We start from the raw sequence: 17243 nt of genomic DNA, 5'->3' as shown, positions 1-17243 counted from the left end.
ATTCGGTAAAAAAGAAGGTGATGATCATAAAAACGAATTTGATTGAAGTTGGGAAATATATGAACATTAGAGGGAAAAAGCTATACGTTGAAACACATGGAAGTCCTAAAAATAAACCAGTATTATTTTTACACGGTGGTCCAGGTGAAAGCTGTTATGATTTTTCATTTCATCAAGCGGAACGATTAAAAGATTCCTTATATGTAATTATGATAGATCAAAGAGGTGTTTGTCGGTCAGAAGTAATTACCGAAGAAGAAACTTTTGGACTATGTGATTTAATTGAAGACTGTGAAGAACTAAGAAAAGTATTACAAATTGAGAAATGGTCTGTAATTGGACATTCTTTCGGTGGATATTTAGCGTTGTTATATGCGTCGATGTATCCAAATTCAATAGAGAAAATAATATTTGAAGGTCCGACTTTCGATTTTGCATTAACAAGTAGGGCCTTACTACAAAAGACAGGAACTTTATTAAAAAAGTATGGAAAAGAATTAGTGGCAGAAGACTGCTTTGCTTATTCATCTAATAATGCTAGTTCAGAAGAGTTGTTAGAAGCTTATATAAGATTAAGTGCTGAATTAGAAGAAAAAAGAATGGAGATTTACAATTATAAAAAAGATGAGACAGACGATAGTTTATATAGTGATGAAGAGTGGGAAGTATTTTCAAATCGCTCCAAAATCCATTTTGATAGATTAAAATCAGAGGGAGCATGTCATACGTCATTATTATCTAAAATAAAAGATATACAAAATCCAATGTTATTAATTGTAGGAAAACATGATGTAGTAACGTGTGAAAAACAAATTGAAACATTTAATAAAGATGCTCAAAATGGGAAGCATATCATATTCGAAGAGAGTGGCCATACACCACATTATGAGGAAGCTGATCGATTTGCTGAAACAGTCATTCATTTTTTGAACTAAAAAAGAAAGAGCGCTTCGTATAATGCGAAGCGCTCTATTTTAAATTTCTGGATAAGTGATTGTAATATTAGGCCATTTACTTTGCCATTTCTTTTGATTAACTCTTTTGTTGTACATATGTATTCGTTCTTTCGTTTCAAGAAAATGAGGTGTAGGTTTCACTTGTAATGAAAGTACATCTTCTATTCCGCATGGGGATGTTAATAGGACTTTGTTTTGTTCGTCCAAAGAAACACCAAGAGCGGTTGCTGTTTCAGGAAATTTAGAAATAGCATCAACAGAAGAAGAGTATGGCGGCATTCCATTCACTACATGCATGCGAGTTTGATTTTTTACTGACCAAGGGATAGTAGCATCCATATTCATTAGTTTCTGTTCTAATGATTGTTCGTACACCTCATCTTTATGTAATGGATCATAATAAATGACATCGACATCTGGCGTAGCCGTTCTTACTTCGTAGTTATGTAAAGTATCCCAAATTTTAGAACGGACAAACCCAGCGCAAATCCACCAATCAGGTAGCTCTAGTGATTTTGCCAATTGTAATACATTCATCATCCATTCGTCATTTTCTATTAAGTGAATTAAATCTTGCTCTGTTTTTATATTCATCGATAAATACACCTTCCTAGTAGATTAATGCATCAGCTCAATAATCCATAAAATCCAGTGAGCACCTGGTACAAATAAAAGTTGTGCTAATAAGGTGCCGAGAAGTCTAGAAATCATTAGCCAACCATACATTTTACTCATAGATTCAGCGCCATTTTCTGATTGTAAAGCACGTTCTGTCAAAAGTGCTATACGTGGATCGAGTAACACTGTTAATAAAATTGTAGCAAAACCATTCACAAGGCCAGAAGCTGTACTTGCATTTGTTGCGTAATCTGGATTTAGAAAAGAAGCATAAAGGGCAGAAAGAACACCTGCTGTATAAATTGCAGTAGCAAACATGTTAATAAGCATAATACGCTTTGGGATACCACCGATACGCAATCTATGAATCATTTCAAATCTTGGAAAGCGCACATATTTTTTTGTGTACTTTAATTTTTGAATGTTATTTGTTTTCATCATTCGAATGAAAGAACCATCTGTTTCAAAGTTTTGAATGACATATCCAAATAGTTTTGTCAAAGTTGGATAAAGAATAATCGCAAGTAATGTACCGATGGAAGCAGATAATAGTACAAGTCGTATAGTATGCTCTAAATTAATAGAAGCATCTCGTTTTGCTTCATCGACAATCCCGCCAATTAAAAAGGCTTGTAGTAAATTGGAAGTTCTTGAAATAAGTAATACCATTCCTACGACAGATAAGGCAACGACAATCTTTTTTAAACGAACACCAGCTAATCGAATACTATAAGAACTAGTTTCGACTGCGTGGATGACAATTGTGAAAGCCATTATAAAAATTAACGTAATTGACATGTGATTCACCAGTTTCTATTAAATTAAGTATAACTTTTTCACTTTATCATATCTATCCGTATTTTGTAACTGAAACTATGTAACATAGAAAAAGTAATTTTTCGAAAAATAAATAATGATAGTATAGTAGAGGTAGAGTAGTAAAAAACCTTCAGTATTACATGTAAAGTAGGATGAGTGGGGGATTAAATATGTATACAACATTTTTATTTGATTTAGATGGAACAGTAACGGATCCTAAAAAGGGGATTGTAAATTCAGTTTTGTACGCGTTAGAAAAGGTTGGAATTGAAGAATTACATGTAAGTGAGTTAGATTCATTTATTGGTCCTCCTATTCAGCAATCATTCGTAGAGAGATATAATATGAATGAAGGAGAAGTTGAACGAGCTGTTTTTTATTTCAGGGAGTATTTAAAGCAACGTGGGTTGTTGGAGAATAGTGTATACGAGGGTATTCCAAATCTCCTAAAACAATTAAAAGATACCGGAAATCGTTTATTTATAGCTACTTCAAAGCCTACTATTTTTGCTAGACAAGTAATAGAGCATTTTCAACTAACGAATTATTTTGAAGATATCATTGGAAGTAATTTAAATGGAACGAGAATAAAAAAAGAAGAAATAATTGCTCATATTTTACAACAGAATGAAGGACTTAATAAAGAGGAAGTTGTCATGATTGGAGATAGAAAGCACGATATAATAGGTGCAAATCATAATGGAATTGCTTCAATTGGTGTTTTATATGGCTATGGTAGTGAAAATGAGTTGATTGAAGTTAGTGCGACTCATATAGCGAAGGATATAGAAGAACTACACCATTTTTGTATAGAAAATGGTTTAATAAAAAATAAAAATAGAGACTAACAATCCCTTTATAACGTATGACGATGAAATCGTTTTTGTTTAAAGGGATTTTTCATATGTAATCGAATATGTATAATTAGACATTTTAGTATGAAAAATTTGTATGAATTAGAGGAGGGATGTCAGAAATGAAAGATTAGTAGAAGTTTATCAACAAAAGATTGAATTTTCAGTTTAAAGGAGGGGTATAATTGGAGCTAGTTATTATATTATTAGCACTTAGCTTACTTATGTTTGTAGCGTATAGAGGGTTTTCTGTTATTTTATTTGCACCGATTTTTGCATTATTTGCGGTATTTTTGACAGAACCTAGTTTTGTATTACCTTTCTTTTCTAATATTTTTATGGAGAAAATGGTAGGGTTTATTAAACTATATTTCCCGGTGTTTTTACTTGGAGCAATTTTTGGGAAAGTAGTAGAAATGTCAGGAATTGCTGATTCTATTGCAAAGACGATTGTAGAGTTGGTTGGAGAAAAACGTACGATTTTAGCGATTGTTTTAATGGGTGCTATTTTAACGTATAGTGGTGTTAGTGTATATGTAGTGGTATTTGCTATATTTCCGTTTGCAGCTAAGCTTTTTCGCCAAGCTAATATTCCAAAGCGCTTAATACCTGGAACGATTGTCCTTGGAGCAGTAACATTTACAATGGATGCGCTTCCTGGATCACCACAAATTCAAAATGTAATACCTACAACATTTTTTAAAACGGACATTTATGCTGCACCGATACTTGGTATTGTAGGGGCAATTTTTGTTCTCACGTTAGGTTTATTATATTTAGAGAGTAGGCGTAAGAAGGCAAAAGCAGCAGGTGAAGGGTATTTTGGTTTTAACGATGGGAATACTGAAATGGCAGCATCTTTGGAATTAGAGCAGAAAGAAATACCGCTGTTAAATAGTTTAGAAATTACGAGGGCACAACAACTTATTGCTTTTATACCACTTATTTTAGTAGGTGTAATGAATAAAGTGTTTACTATTATGATACCGAAGTGGTATCCGAACGGTTTTGACTTTTCAGCAATTGGTATGAAAGCATTTGGAAAAGTAGAATTGAGTGCGGTAGTTGGAATATGGTCTGTAGAATTGGCACTTATAATAGGAATTTTAACAACTCTTTTATTATATTGGAAACGGGTAGTAACAGGATTTCAAGCTGGATTGAATACAAGTATTGGTGGTGCGCTACTTGCAACAATGAATACAGGAGCAGAATTTGGTTTTGGTGGTGTCATTGCAGCACTTCCAGGCTTTGCAATTATGAGAGACGGCATTTCTGCAACGTTCACAAATCCTTTAGTGAATGGAGCGGTAACGACGAATATTTTAGCCGGTATTACAGGTTCTGCATCAGGAGGAATGGGGATTGTTTTAAGTGCGATGGGTGATAAATTTATTGCAGCAGCAAATCAATTTGATATTCCATTAGAAGTTATGCACCGTATCGTATCAATGGCATCAGGAGGAATGGATACATTACCACATAACGGGGCTATTATTACTATTCTTACAGTAACAGGTTTAACACATAAACAGTCATATAAAGATATATTTGCTATTACAGTTTTGAAAACGCTTGCTGTGTTTTTAGTTATCGCATTCTATACTATTACAGGAATTTATTAAAAATAGATACTATATGAATTGTAAAGATTTATTTAGTTGATATTTTATAAACTAAAACATTAATAAGGGGAAGAAGGGGTGGAGTACTTGCAAGAAGTTGCTGAGTTTCGTATGCCGAAGTCTGTACTATATGGAAGAAATTCGATTGAAAAGCTGGGGGAACAATCAAAGAAGTTTGGGAAAAGAGCTTTTATAGTTACTGATACAATTATGGAGAAATTAGGGTATGTTGAAAGGTGCATAAAACAGCTAAATAAGAAAGGTATTACTGTTATTACATATAACAAAGTGAATGCTGAGCCTACAAATTTACACGTATTAGAAGCGTTAACGATTTGTAAAGAAGGAAAGTGTGATTTTATTATCGGTATTGGTGGTGGAAGTTGTATTGATGCTGCGAAAGCAGTAGCGGTGTTACATACTAATGGTGGAGCAATTGAATATTACGTCCAAAAAGATGTTGAAATAGAAAATGATCCACTACCACTCATTGCAATTCCAACAACTTCAGGTACTGGGTCAGAAGTAACAAGTGTAGCAGTAATTACGAATAAAAAAACAGATGTAAAAATGATGATGAAGCATCCGAGTTTTACCCCACAAGTAGCGATTATTGACCCGATATTAACAAGTTCGGTACCACCTCATATTACGGCAGCGACAGGTATAGATGCATTATGCCATGCAATTGAAGCATATATTTCTAAATTTTCACAACCACTTACAGATGTACTTGCTCTTTCGGCTATTGAAAGTATTATGAAATATTTACGTATTGCATATGAAGATGGAGATAATATGGAAGCAAGGGAGGCAATGATGATCGCTTCATTACAAGCTGGAATTGCATTCTCAAATGCATCAGTTACGTTAGTCCATGGTATGTCAAGACCAGTAGGTGCACTATTTCATGTACCACATGGTATATCGAACGCCATACTATTACCTACAGTTTTAGAGTTCACAAAAACAAGTGCAGTGAAAAGGTTAGCTGAGATTGGACGCAATTTAAACAAAGACCTCTACTCATATTCTGAGGAAGAAGTAGCGAATTACACGCTTGCTGAAATAAAGAAACTTTGTTTCGATCTTCGCATTCCAAATTTAAAAGAATATGGAATTGATGAAATTGAGTTTGAAAATGCTATTTCAAAAATGGCCTCGGATGCAATTGAAAGTGGTAGCCCAGGAAATAATCCACGAGTTCCTTCTTATAATGAAATTAAACAGTTGTATCGACAATGTTTTAATTATCAATATGAAGATTCTATAAAAACATTAGGGAATTAATTTCAGAATATTCGCATAAAATTTCCTTGGAAATAGTTTAAACAAGACTTTATATTCTAAACTTAAAGTCTTGTTTTATTGTGTATAATATACATAATAAAACATTGTTATTAGTTTAGAAAAAAGCTTAGGTAGGTGTGTTATATGAAAACGATAGGGCTTATAGGTGGTATGAGTTGGGAATCGACTTCGGAATATTATCGAATTTTAAATGAAGAGATAAAAAGTAGATTAGGAGGATTACACTCAGCAAAATGTTTGATTAATAGTGTGGATTTTGAAGAGATAGAACGATTCCAGTCTAACGGGGATTGGGATGGAGCAGGGGAAGTATTAGGGAATGCGGCGTATTCATTGCAGAAGGGAGGAGCAGATTTTATAATCATTTGCACAAATACAATGCATAAAGTAGTGGAGAAAATAAAAGAGAATATTAACATCCCCGTATTGCATATTGCTGATACTACTGCAAAAGAAATTAAAAGAAAAGGTATTCAAACGATTGGTCTACTTGGAACAAAATATACAATGGAGCAAGATTTTTATAAGTTACGCATAGAAGAGAATCATATAAAAGTAATGGTTCCATCAAAAAAGGATAGAGATAAGATAAACGAAGTAATATATACAGAATTGTGTTTAGGAAAGATAACACCTCAATCTAGAGAGTATTATAAAAGAGTTATAGAAGAGCTAGTACAAGAAGGGGCACAAGGAATCATATTAGGTTGTACAGAAATAGGATTATTAATAAAGCAGGAAGACGTATCAATACCGATATTTGACACAACTCATATACATGCAGTTGAAGCAGTTAATTTCGCTTTACAAAATAGATTATAATTATATTATGTAACCTAGTCCGTGTGTGTGGAAAACATTCAGAAAATACTTTATAATGTAAGTGGTTACATTTAAGGGGGATGCGTATGTTTTCAGTTCAACCAATCGCATTTGTACATAATGAAAGAAAGGAAATAAAAGATGACGAATGGGGAGAAGTAAGATCCTGTATTACTTTAACTGAATTGTATACAGAGGAAAGTATACAAGGGATTGAAGATTTTTCTCATATTGAAGTTGTTTTTTATTTTCATAAAGTAACGGATGAACAAATTCAATATTTTGCTAGACATCCTAGAAATAATAATGATTATCCTAAAGTAGGTATTTTTGCACAGCGCGGGAAAAATCGCCCGAATCGCATAGGTGTAACAATTGTAAAAGTGATAAAAAGAGAAGGTAAATCAATTATTGTTGAGGGGTTAGATGCTATTGATGGTACCCCTATATTGGACATAAAGCCAATAATGAAAGAGTTTATGCCGAAAGAAGAAATACAACAGCCTAAATGGGTAACGGATATAATGAGAAAGTATTGGAAGGGGAATGGAGTAAAATGAGAATATATGAGGCAACAATTGCAGATTTAGATGGACTAGCATCAGTTTTTAATAACTATCGTATGTTTTACCGACAAGATTCCGATTTAGAAAGTGCAAAAGTATTTTTAAGAAATCGTATCGAGAGAAAGGAATCCGTTATTTTCGTAGCAGTTGAAGACGGTGAATATATTGGATTCGCGCAATTATATCCATCATTTTCTTCCATTTCAATGAAAGAATTATGGATTTTAAATGATCTGTTTGTACAAGCGGCGAAGCGCGGATCTGGAACAGGTAAAAAATTATTAGAAGCTGCTAAAAAATTCGCATTAGAAAATGGCGCAAAAGGTGTAAAATTACAAACAGAGATTGATAATTTATCAGCACAGCGATTATATGCTGAAAATGGTTATTTGAGAGATAATCGTTATTTCCATTATGAATTAACATTTTAAAAAATGTAAGATTAAAAGAGACGTTTTCAAAATGAAAACGTCTCTTTTAAATTGTATTATAGTTGATTTAAAACCCAGTTTGTTGCATCTTCAAAGTTTTCTGCAATGTAGTTTGGCTCAATATGTGCCCACTTGTCTCGGTACGTATGTAAAGCATCGTATCCAGCGCCTGTTCGTACTAATATCGTTGTTGCATTCACTTTTTCTCCTGCTACAATATCAGTCCAACGATCACCAACTATAGCACATTCTGTTAAATCTAGCTCATGTTTTTCCGCTGCTTTAAGAAGCATGCCTGTACTTGGTTTACGGCATTCACAACCATCCCCGTGTTTATGAGGACAAACGTAAATATCATCAAAACCGAAACCTTCTAATTCTTGTACAAAATCAGCTACAGTCGCTATTCCATCCGCGATACCTGGTTGATTTGTGAAAGAGAAAATTTTTATATTTTGAGCTTTTAGTTTTTGCAGAGCTGCTTTTGTAAAGGGGAATAATGTAAAAGATCCAGGATAATGTATTGTAGTGTCGCCGCCAATTGTACCGTCACGATCAATGAAAATTGCTTTAATGTTTGTCATAGTTATAGTCCCTTCAATTAAAAAGTAGTTTAAAAATGTTTTACAAATCGATATCCATTTACTTCATAACCTAATTTTTTGTAAAAAGGATGTGCTTCCACTCTTTTTGTTCCGCTAACTAGCCATGTTCCAATGCAATTATGCTTCTTTGCTAACTGTTCTGCATAATTCATTAACACTTGTCCAATGCCTTTCCGCCGTATTGTGGAATCGACGCTAATAATTGAAATTTCTCCATAACGAGTTACATCTTCTAAATTTTCGCGTATACGAAACCCAAGTAATCCAAATATAGTTTCTTCTTCCTCATAAACATATAAAAAATCAAAAGGACTCATGTGTACGAATTGCAATCGGTTGTTCATATCTTCATAGGAAATAGAGGAACCTTTTAATTCTTTTGTTAAAGAACAAAGTGTATCTATATCATCTATCATCGCTTCACGAATTTGAAAAGGCATAGTATTCACTCCAATAAAATGTAATCAAACATTTAATATTCTGTTAAAAAATGTTTTTTCCTGCTATGAAAATAAATATTTTATAATGATATATAGATAGTGTTATTATTTTCCTTGATTGTATTGGGAATGGAAAGAAGGGGAATGTATGTTGAAGGTGAATATCCGCTCAGCTGGATATGAAATAGGTGAAAAAACAATTCATGATATTGCTTTTTCAATTGAAAAAGGTGAATTAGTTGCTCTTATTGGCGCAAATGGTGCCGGGAAAAGTACTACGATTAAAACGATGCTAGGCTTACTTGTAAATATGAATGGTGAAATATCATTTGGTGAAAAGAAAAATCCGTATGCATATGTGCCAGAACATCCAACATATTATGAGTATTTGACGCTCTGGGAACATATTGAATTATTAATGGCTGCTCGTGAGAATGAAGTAGGAAGCTGGGAAAGGGAAGCTGAAGAATTATTACATATGTTTCGAATGGATAAGCATAAGCATGAGTATTTATCAAAGTTTTCAAAAGGTATGAAACAAAAATCGATGCTTATATTGGCGTTTTTAACTAAGCCAGATTTTTATATAATTGACGAACCTTTTATCGGATTAGATCCAGTAGCTACGAAAGAGTTTTTAAGTTATTTATATAAAGAAAAAGAGCGCGGGGCAGGAATTTTACTTTGTACGCACGTATTGGATACTGCTGAAAGAATTTGCGAAAGATTTTTGCTCATTTCACAAGGTACATTAGTTGCAGATGGACATTTAGAGTCTATTCAAACGTTAGCAGAAATGCCAGGGAGTTCATTATTAGACTGTTTTGATGTAATCGTAAGGCGTGAACAGCATGATTAAAAAACAATTTTATAAAAGATTACGCCATGAACTCCAGCGGAAATGGAAGTCCATACGTTCGGTAACAGATTGGACAGTTGCGTTATATATAATTATTCCAGCACTTATATTTATGGGAATCTATTATCGATCACTATGGACGGAAACATTATCGATGGAAGAGACTGTGTATTTCGGATTAGGTTTACTCGCATTTTATCTTGTAACATATTCGAGAGGTGTACGCTCGTTTTTTGAACAAGCAGATAGCTTATTTTTAATTTCGTATCCAACTCATATGCGAAAATTAATTCAGTACGGCATGATATATACATTTATTCGAATAGCGATAACGAATGTAATGGTAGTAGTTGTTATGTTACCAGTGTTAATGAAAAGTATCGGAGCGACAAAGATACAAATCGTATTATTTTGGACATTCTTTACTGTATTTCGATTTATGTTGTCGTTGTTGACGAGATTTATTCATATACGTGTGGGGAAACGATGGCTACTATGGATTATAAAAAATGTAATATTTTCTATAAGTCTATCCTTTTTTGGATTGAGTCTGTTTCTTATTTATAAAAATCCATTTTATTCTATACTATGTATCGGTCTAGCAGTTTTTCTAATTATCGTATTGATAAAAGAAAAACTAAATTATAAAAATTGCTTTTTTAAAGAAGTTGAGAAAGAGAAAGAAGAAAGTATGCGCTGGACGAGTGGGATTATGCAAGTTGGTGGTCATGCGGCTAAACCGAGTAGTTCGAGTAAAAAACCGTGGATGTTCCCACATTCTAAAAGACTTTTAGGGAAAAAAGCTGATTCGCGTATCGTTGAATCTTTTTTGAAAGAATTTTTCCGTACAAGTAGTGCACGAATATTTTATATTCAAATTGTATGTATAAGCACGGTAAGTATTATGATGAGTCCGAGGTGGATTGCAGCTATTATCCTCGTATTTACGTTAGTTGCAATTTCTCGTTATGCACGCGATTATTGGAATGAATTTACGAAAAAAATGTTTCTACATTTATATTGTGATGAAGGCAAATTACTATTGTTAAGATGGAAGGCAGATCGCTATTTATTACTTCCAGTAATACTTTTGTATGGAATAGTTATACTTTCTCATTTTTATTTATTACCAGCTGTAATTGCCGGGATTATTTTTATAGTATGGATTGGTTGGATTGTATTTTTACCATAGAAAAAGAGCCGGAAATGGCTCTTTTTCTAGTCTGTAACACACTGGTAAATAAAATATACTAAAAGGAGTATGCTTGCGGCTGAGTACACGACATCTAAAGTCATCTGATTGTCCCCCTCATTGTTGTTGTATTTATAGTGTATGAAATCTTACAATTTCATATTCAAGTGAAAAATATGTGAACGTTAACAAAATTGTAAAGTGCAAAAATTACAATCATTTTGTATAATAGAAGAAACAACCGTTATATAAAATATAATGAGTGAAAGGGGAGGGAACATAAATGCCAAATTGGTTTAGAAAAACCTTAGTCGCATTAATTACCGTATTTACGTTTGGTTTAGTGACGCCTCCTTCCATATTACTTGATAATGCCAAAGCTGCGGACAAGCCTACGAGCACAGCTGGGCAACAAAATTTGGAGAGTACGTCCTATACATATGAAGAAACAAATGATAGGTTAACCACCGATACTTTTGTTAACTATGCGATGCAAGAAGCAGAGAAGCAATCTATGCAAAAATTCGGCTCTAAAATTGGGCCTGTAATTGAAGATGAATTTAAAGATGTTGTATTACCTAAAATTGAAGAGGCAATTGCGGAACTTGCAAATGATGTGCCAGAAGAATCGTTACAATCATTAGCGATTTCTCAAAGACCGGCTGGCGGAAATAATGAAAAGATTTTTCATGTTTATGACACGAAATCAGGAAATGACTTACTGCGATTTCATGTGAGGAGAGATCATCCACCGCAAGATGGATATTATTTTAATTTCCACTATCATCGTTTTGATGATGGATATTCAGGACACCATGAGTTAGGAAATATTTATTGGAATACGAATGTACCGCCGAAATGGTTGTCTTAAAAAGAACGAGAGAAAATCTTGTTCTTTTTTTCTTTATGAAAGGATACGACATTTATGTTGTTGAATAACATATGTTTAGGAAAAAAGAAAAAAGGGAGTATGGGGATGCAAAAATATATCGTTTTTGACTTTGATGGCACATTAGTAGATTCACAAAATATATTTGTACCGATTTATAATCAACTTGCTGAAAAGCACGGATATAAAACGGTAAGGGAAGAAGAAATTGAGTATTTACGTAAATTAACGATGCCAGAGAGATGTAAGCAACTCGATGTACCACTGTATAAACTACCGATATTAGCGCTGGAGTTTTATAAATTGTATCAACCTGCTATAAAAGATCTCGTTTTGTTCCATAGGATGAAGGATGTATTAGATGAATTACATAAAAAAGGCTACGGGATTGCCGTCATATCATCGAACTCAGAAGAGCATATTCGGGCGTTTTTACACAATAATGGTATCGAAAATATTCAAGAAGTGTATTGTTCTAAAAATTTATTTGGTAAAGACAAAATGATAAAAAGATTTTTAAAATCAAAAAAAATAACAGAGCAAGATATGTTATATGTCGGTGATGAACAGCGAGACGTAGCAGCGTGTAAAAAGGCTGGTGTGAACGTAATTTGGGTATCTTGGGGATATGATGTCATTGAAACAGTAGAAAAAGATGCACCAGATTATATGGTTCATACGCCTATGGAAATTTTACAAGTCGTACAGGGGGCACATTCTTAATATGAATACACTTCGAGCAGGTATTCATCATATTGAATTTTGGGTCGCGAATTTAGAGGAGTCTATTTCTTTTTATGATAAATTGTTTTTGATAATTGGATGGAGAAAGTTAAATGAAGTAGCATATAGTACGGGAGAAAGTGAAATATATTTTAAAGAGGTGGACGGGGAAATTGTAAGGACTTTAGGGCCTAGACATATTTGTTACCAAGCTATTCGTAGAGAAGTAGTTGATGAAGTAGCAGATTTTCTTGCTAGTACAAAAGTGAAGGTAATACGTGGTCCGATAGAAATGAGTCATTATTCGGACGGATACTATACTATTGATTTTTACGATCCGAATGGATTTATTATAGAAGTAGCGTATACACCAAATGTAGAAATGTAAGGGGAATAAACATGAAGACAATTACAGCACGGCAAAACAATATACAAATAGTAAAAGATGCAGCAAATATTGAAGAAATCTCTAAAGGTTTCTCTCCTGATAAAAAATATATCATTACGACTATTGAAGATGAAAAGTATTTGTTACGGACAGGCGATATAAAAGAGTTTGAAAGAAAGAAAATAGAGTTTCAAATTTTAAATGAAATGCAAAAACGTAGTGTGCAAGCACAAAAGCCAATTGAAATGGGTTTGTTGGAAGAAGAAGGTTTATGCTACGGTGTTTTTTCGTATATAGAAGGAGAAGATGCGAAGAAGTTGTTGCCGACATATACGCCAAAAGAACAATATGATATAGGTATAGAGGCAGGCAAAGATTTAGCAAAAATGCATACATATGAAGCTCCTAAGGATATATTTCCATGGTATGAAAGAGCAATGAAAAAACACCGGAAATATTTAGTGGCATATAAAACATGTGGAATAAAAATAAAAAATGATGATAAAATCATAAAGTTTATAGATGATAATGAAATGTATTTACAAAACCGCCCAAATCGATTTCAACACGATGATTTTCATTTAGAAAATATAATTGTGCGGGATGGGAAATATGTAGGTGTTGTTGATTTTAATGGATACGACTGGGGCGATCCACTTCATGATTTCGTGAAAATTGCACTATTTGCAAGGGACATTAGTATTCCGTATTCAATTGGACAAATAGAAGGATACTTTAATGGTAGAATACCAGAGGAGTTTTGGAAATTATATGCGGTGTACGTTGGCATGACAGTTTTCTCATCAGTTGTCTGGTCCTTACGAGCAGCACCGCATATGTTAGATGATACGTTAGAACGTCTTACTATAGTTTTAAAGGATCATAAAAACTTTGAATTATCGAAGCCGATTTGGTTTGATAGTGAAATGATAAATGAAGAATAGGAAAAGTAGGTGTGTTATCTCACACCTACTTTTTTATTATTAAAATAATTATTAAATTTTCTTAAATGTAAGCGGCTGAGTACTTAACGTAGCTGGTACATGTAACTGAAGGGATGGGAATTCACCACTCACACTCATTTCATAAGCGAATAATAAACTCATTTTCATTTGGAATAACTCAACTTCTGCGGAGAAGATGTCGTAATGATGATGCCCTAATTGAATATCCATCTCCATAAATTGTACATTTAACGAATCATCTCGCTTGTATATTTGTAATGTTCCGTATGCAGGATGTTCAAAAGTACCAGTATAATCCTCTAACTTGTGAGAAGGTGTAGTTCCTTTAATTTGTTCAGGAAGTGATTCAGTTGCTTCTTTCATCATTTCCTTCATTTTTTCAGTATCTTCTACAGCACGTTTATGCCAATCAATGGATTCTAATTCAAGTAGTTCATCATAAATTTGATTAGCGAGATAAGTAGGAAGTAATGTGCCTCCAGCATTTGTTAAAATGACAAGGCCTATGTTTTCATTTGGTATGAATGAAACGAGCGCTGAAAATCCATCAATATTACCGCCATGATGAACCACCTTATTACCACGATAAGCGCTAATAAACCAACCAAGTCCGTAACTATTTAATGGAGATTCGGGAAGTGATAAAATCGGTTGATCTGGAATTGAATTGTGTGGTGTATACATTTGTTGTAATAATTCAGAGGAGATTAATTCATGATCTCCAAACTTTCCTTCGTTTAAGTGAAGAAGTACCCAATTTGCCATATCTTCAATTGTAGAATTAATACATCCAGCAGCGCCGACTGTATCGATGTTACGGAATGGAACTTCTTTTATTTCATCTTCATTTTCAATGTAAGGTAAAGCATAATCATCTGTAGTTTGTGAATCTGTAACAGAGAAATTTGTATGTCTCATATTTAAAGGTTCTAAAATATGTTCTGTAGCGTATTGCTCCCATGTTTGATTTGTAATGTTTTCAACAATGTAGCTAATTGTTGCATACATTAAGTTGTTATAAAGAAATGCTGTGCGGAACGGTGCATCAAGTTGTAAATGTTTTATTTTTTCAACGAGATCTTTTCGAGATAAGGAAGAGCTGTACCAAAGAGCCTCATGACGACTTACCCCAGTACGATGGGAAGCCAAATCTCGTCCTGTAACTTGTGAGCTAGCAAGTAGTTCAGATAAAGAGAAGTTAGGTATATAAGACTGGACAGGAGTATCCCAATTAAACTTTTTTTGCTGTGCCAACAAGCTTAATGAAAGTGTGCCAAAAGCTTTCGTTGAGGAACCAATTGCGAACCGAGTACTCGGTGTAACAGGTTCTTTTGTTTCTATATTTCGATATCCGAAACCTTCTGAAAGAATAACGTCACCGTCTTTTATAACAGCTACAGCAGCACCAGGAACGTTTAAATCCTTCATCATTTTTTCAACCGTTGTTTGTAACGAAGTCATAACAGGAGTTTCAATTTTAGACATACTTCTAACCTCCAAATATAAATTTTGTCCTACCGCACTATACTTTCGGTAATAGAAAATGAAAACCTTTTTAAATATGGAAAGTTAATAATTTTGTAAGAATTACTGAAATAATTTTTATTTATCAAGATTATTAAATTTATTGTTTTTCATGTTATGATAAATTTCATATAAGATTGAAAGAAGGTTTTCCTACATATGAAACATGCTGAATATGAATACTTAAATTTATGCCGCCATGTAATGGAGCACGGTACGAAGAAAGAAGATCGTACAGGGACAGGAACTGTATCTGTATTTGGATATCAAATGCGTTTTGATCTGAGTAAAGGGTTTCCTTTATTAACGACAAAGAGAGTCCCGTTTCGCCTTGTAGCAAGTGAACTGCTTTGGTTTATGAAAGGTGATACAAATATTCGTTATTTATTGCAACATAATAATAATATTTGGAATGAATGGGCATTTAAGAGCTGGGTAGAAGGTGACGAATATACTGGCCCTGACATGACTGATTTTGGTCTTCGTTCACAACAAGATGAGGAATTTAAAGTGCAGTACGATGAGCAAATGGAATTGTTTAAAAAGAACGTTCTAGAAGATGATGATTTTTCGAATAAATATGGTTATTTAGGAGACGTATACGGAAAGCAATGGCGTGCTTGGAAAACGACAGCTGGTGAGACACTTGATCAATTAAAAGATGTAATTGAAATGATTAAAAAAACGCCAGACTCACGTCGCCTAATTGTTTCTGCTTGGAATCCTGAAGATGTACCAAGTATGGCATTACCGCCTTGTCATACGCTATTCCAATTTTATGTAGCGGATGGCAAACTTTCTTGTCAGCTATATCAAAGAAGTGGAGATATATTCCTTGGCATTCCATTTAACATTGCAAGCTATTCACTTCTAACACATTTAATAGCACATGAATGTGGTCTTGAAGTAGGAGAGTTTGTTCATACAATTGGTGATGCACATATTTATACGAATCATTTTGAACAAGTCGAAAAGCAGTTGGCACGTGAACCACACCCGTTCCCTAAACTTACATTAAATCCAGATGTGAAATCTGTGTTTGATTTTGAGATGGAAGATTTAACGATTGAAGGATATGATCCACACCCAGCGATTAAAGCACCGGTTGCAGTGTAATTGTAGAGGAGATGACAAGATGATTGTTTCATTTATGGTCGCAATGGACGAGAATAGAGTAATTGGTAAAGATAATAACTTACCTTGGCGTTTACCGAGTGAATTACAGTATGTAAAGAAAACGACGATGGGTCACCCACTTATTATGGGGAGAAAGAACTATGAAGCAATTGGTAGACCATTGCCTGGAAGACGTAATATTATTGTAACTCGTAATGAAGGGTATCATGTAGAAGGCTGCGAAGTAGCTCATACTGTAGAAGAAGTGTTTGAACTATGTAAAAATGAAGAAGAGATTTTTATTTTTGGCGGAGCGCAAATTTATGATCTCTTTTTACCTTATGTAGACAAGTTATATATAACAAAAATCCACCACGCATTTGAAGGGGACACATTCTTCCCAGAAATGGATATGACAAATTGGAAAGAGATTTTTGTAGAAAAAGGTTTAACGGATGAAAAAAATCCGTATACGTATTATTACCATGTATACGAGAAACAACAATAATAATAAAAATTGATGTGAGTATTCGCATCAAT

General features: G+C 33.8%; 20 protein-coding genes. 15 read left to right on the top strand and 5 right to left on the bottom strand.

What is annotated here, in order from left to right; genetic code table 11:
* The first annotated feature begins 20 nt into the window (after positions 1–20).
* On the top strand, positions 21–935 hold the full coding sequence (locus BG05_RS20695; protein WP_003188949.1) for an alpha/beta fold hydrolase: 915 nt from the start codon (positions 21–23) through the stop codon (positions 933–935).
* 39 nt (positions 936–974) lie between these two features.
* Here BG05_RS20695 and BG05_RS20690 read toward each other — a convergent pair whose 3' ends face one another.
* Positions 975–1550, bottom strand: coding sequence for a nucleotidyltransferase family protein (locus tag BG05_RS20690; protein WP_003188947.1), 576 nt, complete (start codon positions 1548–1550; stop codon positions 975–977).
* A gap of 24 nt (positions 1551–1574) precedes the next feature.
* Entirely contained in the window at positions 1575–2372 is a 798-nt protein-coding gene (locus tag BG05_RS20685; RefSeq protein ID WP_033733932.1) for a lipid II flippase family protein, read from the bottom strand.
* A 191-nt stretch (positions 2373–2563) separates the two neighbouring features.
* Here BG05_RS20685 and BG05_RS20680 point away from each other — a divergent pair, with 191 nt between their 5' ends.
* From BG05_RS20680 to BG05_RS20655, 6 genes are all read left to right on the top strand, one after another.
* Positions 2564–3241, top strand: a complete 678-nt coding sequence (locus BG05_RS20680; RefSeq protein ID WP_033733929.1) for an HAD family hydrolase — start codon at positions 2564–2566, stop codon at positions 3239–3241.
* Between the two features lie 191 nt (positions 3242–3432).
* Positions 3433–4872 (top strand): GntP family permease, encoded by a 1440-nt coding sequence (locus tag BG05_RS20675; protein WP_002065163.1) that lies wholly within the window; start codon positions 3433–3435, stop codon positions 4870–4872.
* An 87-nt stretch (positions 4873–4959) separates the two neighbouring features.
* The gene (locus BG05_RS20670) at positions 4960–6162 is read left to right on the top strand and encodes an iron-containing alcohol dehydrogenase (RefSeq protein WP_002168486.1); all 1203 of its coding nucleotides are present in this window, start codon (positions 4960–4962) and stop codon (positions 6160–6162) included.
* 144 nt (positions 6163–6306) lie between these two features.
* Positions 6307–7005, top strand: a complete 699-nt coding sequence (locus tag BG05_RS20665) for an aspartate/glutamate racemase family protein (RefSeq protein WP_003188939.1) — start codon at positions 6307–6309, stop codon at positions 7003–7005.
* 86 nt (positions 7006–7091) lie between these two features.
* Positions 7092–7565, top strand: a complete 474-nt coding sequence (locus BG05_RS20660) for an SAM-dependent methyltransferase (protein WP_033733927.1) — start codon at positions 7092–7094, stop codon at positions 7563–7565.
* On the top strand, positions 7562–8002 hold the full coding sequence (locus BG05_RS20655; protein WP_033733925.1) for a GNAT family N-acetyltransferase: 441 nt from the start codon (positions 7562–7564) through the stop codon (positions 8000–8002). Before BG05_RS20660 ends, BG05_RS20655 begins: the two co-directional genes overlap by 4 nt.
* 56 nt (positions 8003–8058) lie before the next feature.
* Here BG05_RS20655 and BG05_RS20650 read toward each other — a convergent pair whose 3' ends face one another.
* A complete protein-coding gene (locus BG05_RS20650) occupies positions 8059–8586 on the bottom strand; it encodes an HAD-IIIA family hydrolase (protein ID WP_002185960.1) in 528 nt (175 codons plus the stop codon).
* Positions 8587–8615: 29 nt separating this feature from the next.
* Positions 8616–9047: a GNAT family N-acetyltransferase gene (locus BG05_RS20645; RefSeq protein ID WP_002168481.1), complete on the bottom strand. Its 432-nt coding sequence runs from the start codon at positions 9045–9047 to the stop codon at positions 8616–8618.
* A gap of 148 nt (positions 9048–9195) precedes the next feature.
* Here BG05_RS20645 and BG05_RS20640 point away from each other — a divergent pair, with 148 nt between their 5' ends.
* The 6 genes from BG05_RS20640 (at position 9196) to BG05_RS20615 (ending at position 14042) form a co-directional block, all read left to right on the top strand.
* Entirely contained in the window at positions 9196–9906 is a 711-nt protein-coding gene (locus BG05_RS20640; protein ID WP_002168480.1) for an ABC transporter ATP-binding protein, read from the top strand.
* Positions 9899–11098: an ABC transporter permease gene (locus BG05_RS20635; RefSeq protein WP_033733923.1), complete on the top strand. Its 1200-nt coding sequence runs from the start codon at positions 9899–9901 to the stop codon at positions 11096–11098. The genes BG05_RS20640 and BG05_RS20635 overlap by 8 nt, the downstream gene beginning before the upstream one ends.
* Positions 11099–11381: 283 nt before the next feature.
* The gene (locus tag BG05_RS20630) at positions 11382–11969 is read left to right on the top strand and encodes a YpjP family protein (protein ID WP_002031682.1); all 588 of its coding nucleotides are present in this window, start codon (positions 11382–11384) and stop codon (positions 11967–11969) included.
* Positions 11970–12074: 105 nt separating this feature from the next.
* Positions 12075–12710: an HAD family hydrolase gene (locus BG05_RS20625; protein ID WP_033734641.1), complete on the top strand. Its 636-nt coding sequence runs from the start codon at positions 12075–12077 to the stop codon at positions 12708–12710.
* Position 12711: 1 nt separating this feature from the next.
* The gene (locus BG05_RS20620) at positions 12712–13098 is read left to right on the top strand and encodes a VOC family protein (protein ID WP_001094650.1); all 387 of its coding nucleotides are present in this window, start codon (positions 12712–12714) and stop codon (positions 13096–13098) included.
* A gap of 11 nt (positions 13099–13109) precedes the next feature.
* Positions 13110–14042, top strand: coding sequence for an aminoglycoside phosphotransferase family protein (locus BG05_RS20615; protein ID WP_003188923.1), 933 nt, complete (start codon positions 13110–13112; stop codon positions 14040–14042).
* Positions 14043–14093: 51 nt separating this feature from the next.
* On the opposite strand, the gene BG05_RS20610 is transcribed toward BG05_RS20615, so the two are convergent.
* A complete protein-coding gene (locus BG05_RS20610) occupies positions 14094–15548 on the bottom strand; it encodes a serine hydrolase (protein WP_003188922.1) in 1455 nt (484 codons plus the stop codon).
* Positions 15549–15746: 198 nt separating this feature from the next.
* Here BG05_RS20610 and BG05_RS20605 point away from each other — a divergent pair, with 198 nt between their 5' ends.
* Both BG05_RS20605 and BG05_RS20600 read left to right on the top strand, forming a co-directional pair.
* Entirely contained in the window at positions 15747–16703 is a 957-nt protein-coding gene (locus tag BG05_RS20605) for a thymidylate synthase (RefSeq protein ID WP_002127201.1), read from the top strand.
* Positions 16704–16722: 19 nt separating this feature from the next.
* Positions 16723–17211 carry a dihydrofolate reductase gene (locus tag BG05_RS20600; RefSeq protein ID WP_000637202.1) on the top strand — a complete coding sequence of 163 codons (489 nt, stop codon included), beginning with the start codon at positions 16723–16725 and terminating at the stop codon, positions 17209–17211.
* The last annotated feature ends 32 nt before the right edge of the window (positions 17212–17243 follow it).

It is taken from the genome of Bacillus mycoides (assembly GCF_000832605.1).
Taxonomy (GTDB): domain Bacteria; phylum Bacillota; class Bacilli; order Bacillales; family Bacillaceae_G; genus Bacillus_A; species Bacillus_A mycoides.
Note: the sequence above shows the minus strand (reverse complement) of the source record. Positions and strands in the feature narration are given on the sequence as shown.

What these genes read in the sequence shown, in the direction of transcription:
- BG05_RS20620 (WP_001094650.1), top strand. Translation starts at nt 12,712, where the DNA reads ATGAATACACTTCGAGCAGGTATTCATCATATTGAATTTTGGGTCGCG.
- BG05_RS20630 (WP_002031682.1), top strand. Translation starts at nt 11,382, where the DNA reads ATGCCAAATTGGTTTAGAAAAACCTTAGTCGCATTAATTACCGTATTT.
- BG05_RS20685 (WP_033733932.1), bottom strand. Translation starts at nt 2,372, where the DNA reads ATGTCAATTACGTTAATTTTTATAATGGCTTTCACAATTGTCATCCAC.
- BG05_RS20690 (WP_003188947.1), bottom strand. Translation starts at nt 1,550, where the DNA reads ATGAATATAAAAACAGAGCAAGATTTAATTCACTTAATAGAAAATGAC.
- BG05_RS20605 (WP_002127201.1), top strand. Translation starts at nt 15,747, where the DNA reads ATGAAACATGCTGAATATGAATACTTAAATTTATGCCGCCATGTAATG.
- BG05_RS20695 (WP_003188949.1), top strand. Translation starts at nt 21, where the DNA reads ATGATCATAAAAACGAATTTGATTGAAGTTGGGAAATATATGAACATT.
- BG05_RS20650 (WP_002185960.1), bottom strand. Translation starts at nt 8,586, where the DNA reads ATGACAAACATTAAAGCAATTTTCATTGATCGTGACGGTACAATTGGC.
- BG05_RS20645 (WP_002168481.1), bottom strand. Translation starts at nt 9,047, where the DNA reads ATGCCTTTTCAAATTCGTGAAGCGATGATAGATGATATAGATACACTT.
- BG05_RS20655 (WP_033733925.1), top strand. Translation starts at nt 7,562, where the DNA reads ATGAGAATATATGAGGCAACAATTGCAGATTTAGATGGACTAGCATCA.
- BG05_RS20680 (WP_033733929.1), top strand. Translation starts at nt 2,564, where the DNA reads ATGTATACAACATTTTTATTTGATTTAGATGGAACAGTAACGGATCCT.
- BG05_RS20625 (WP_033734641.1), top strand. Translation starts at nt 12,075, where the DNA reads ATGCAAAAATATATCGTTTTTGACTTTGATGGCACATTAGTAGATTCA.
- BG05_RS20640 (WP_002168480.1), top strand. Translation starts at nt 9,196, where the DNA reads ATGTTGAAGGTGAATATCCGCTCAGCTGGATATGAAATAGGTGAAAAA.
- BG05_RS20600 (WP_000637202.1), top strand. Translation starts at nt 16,723, where the DNA reads ATGATTGTTTCATTTATGGTCGCAATGGACGAGAATAGAGTAATTGGT.
- BG05_RS20665 (WP_003188939.1), top strand. Translation starts at nt 6,307, where the DNA reads ATGAAAACGATAGGGCTTATAGGTGGTATGAGTTGGGAATCGACTTCG.
- BG05_RS20615 (WP_003188923.1), top strand. Translation starts at nt 13,110, where the DNA reads ATGAAGACAATTACAGCACGGCAAAACAATATACAAATAGTAAAAGAT.
- BG05_RS20660 (WP_033733927.1), top strand. Translation starts at nt 7,092, where the DNA reads ATGTTTTCAGTTCAACCAATCGCATTTGTACATAATGAAAGAAAGGAA.
- BG05_RS20635 (WP_033733923.1), top strand. Translation starts at nt 9,899, where the DNA reads ATGATTAAAAAACAATTTTATAAAAGATTACGCCATGAACTCCAGCGG.
- BG05_RS20610 (WP_003188922.1), bottom strand. Translation starts at nt 15,548, where the DNA reads ATGTCTAAAATTGAAACTCCTGTTATGACTTCGTTACAAACAACGGTT.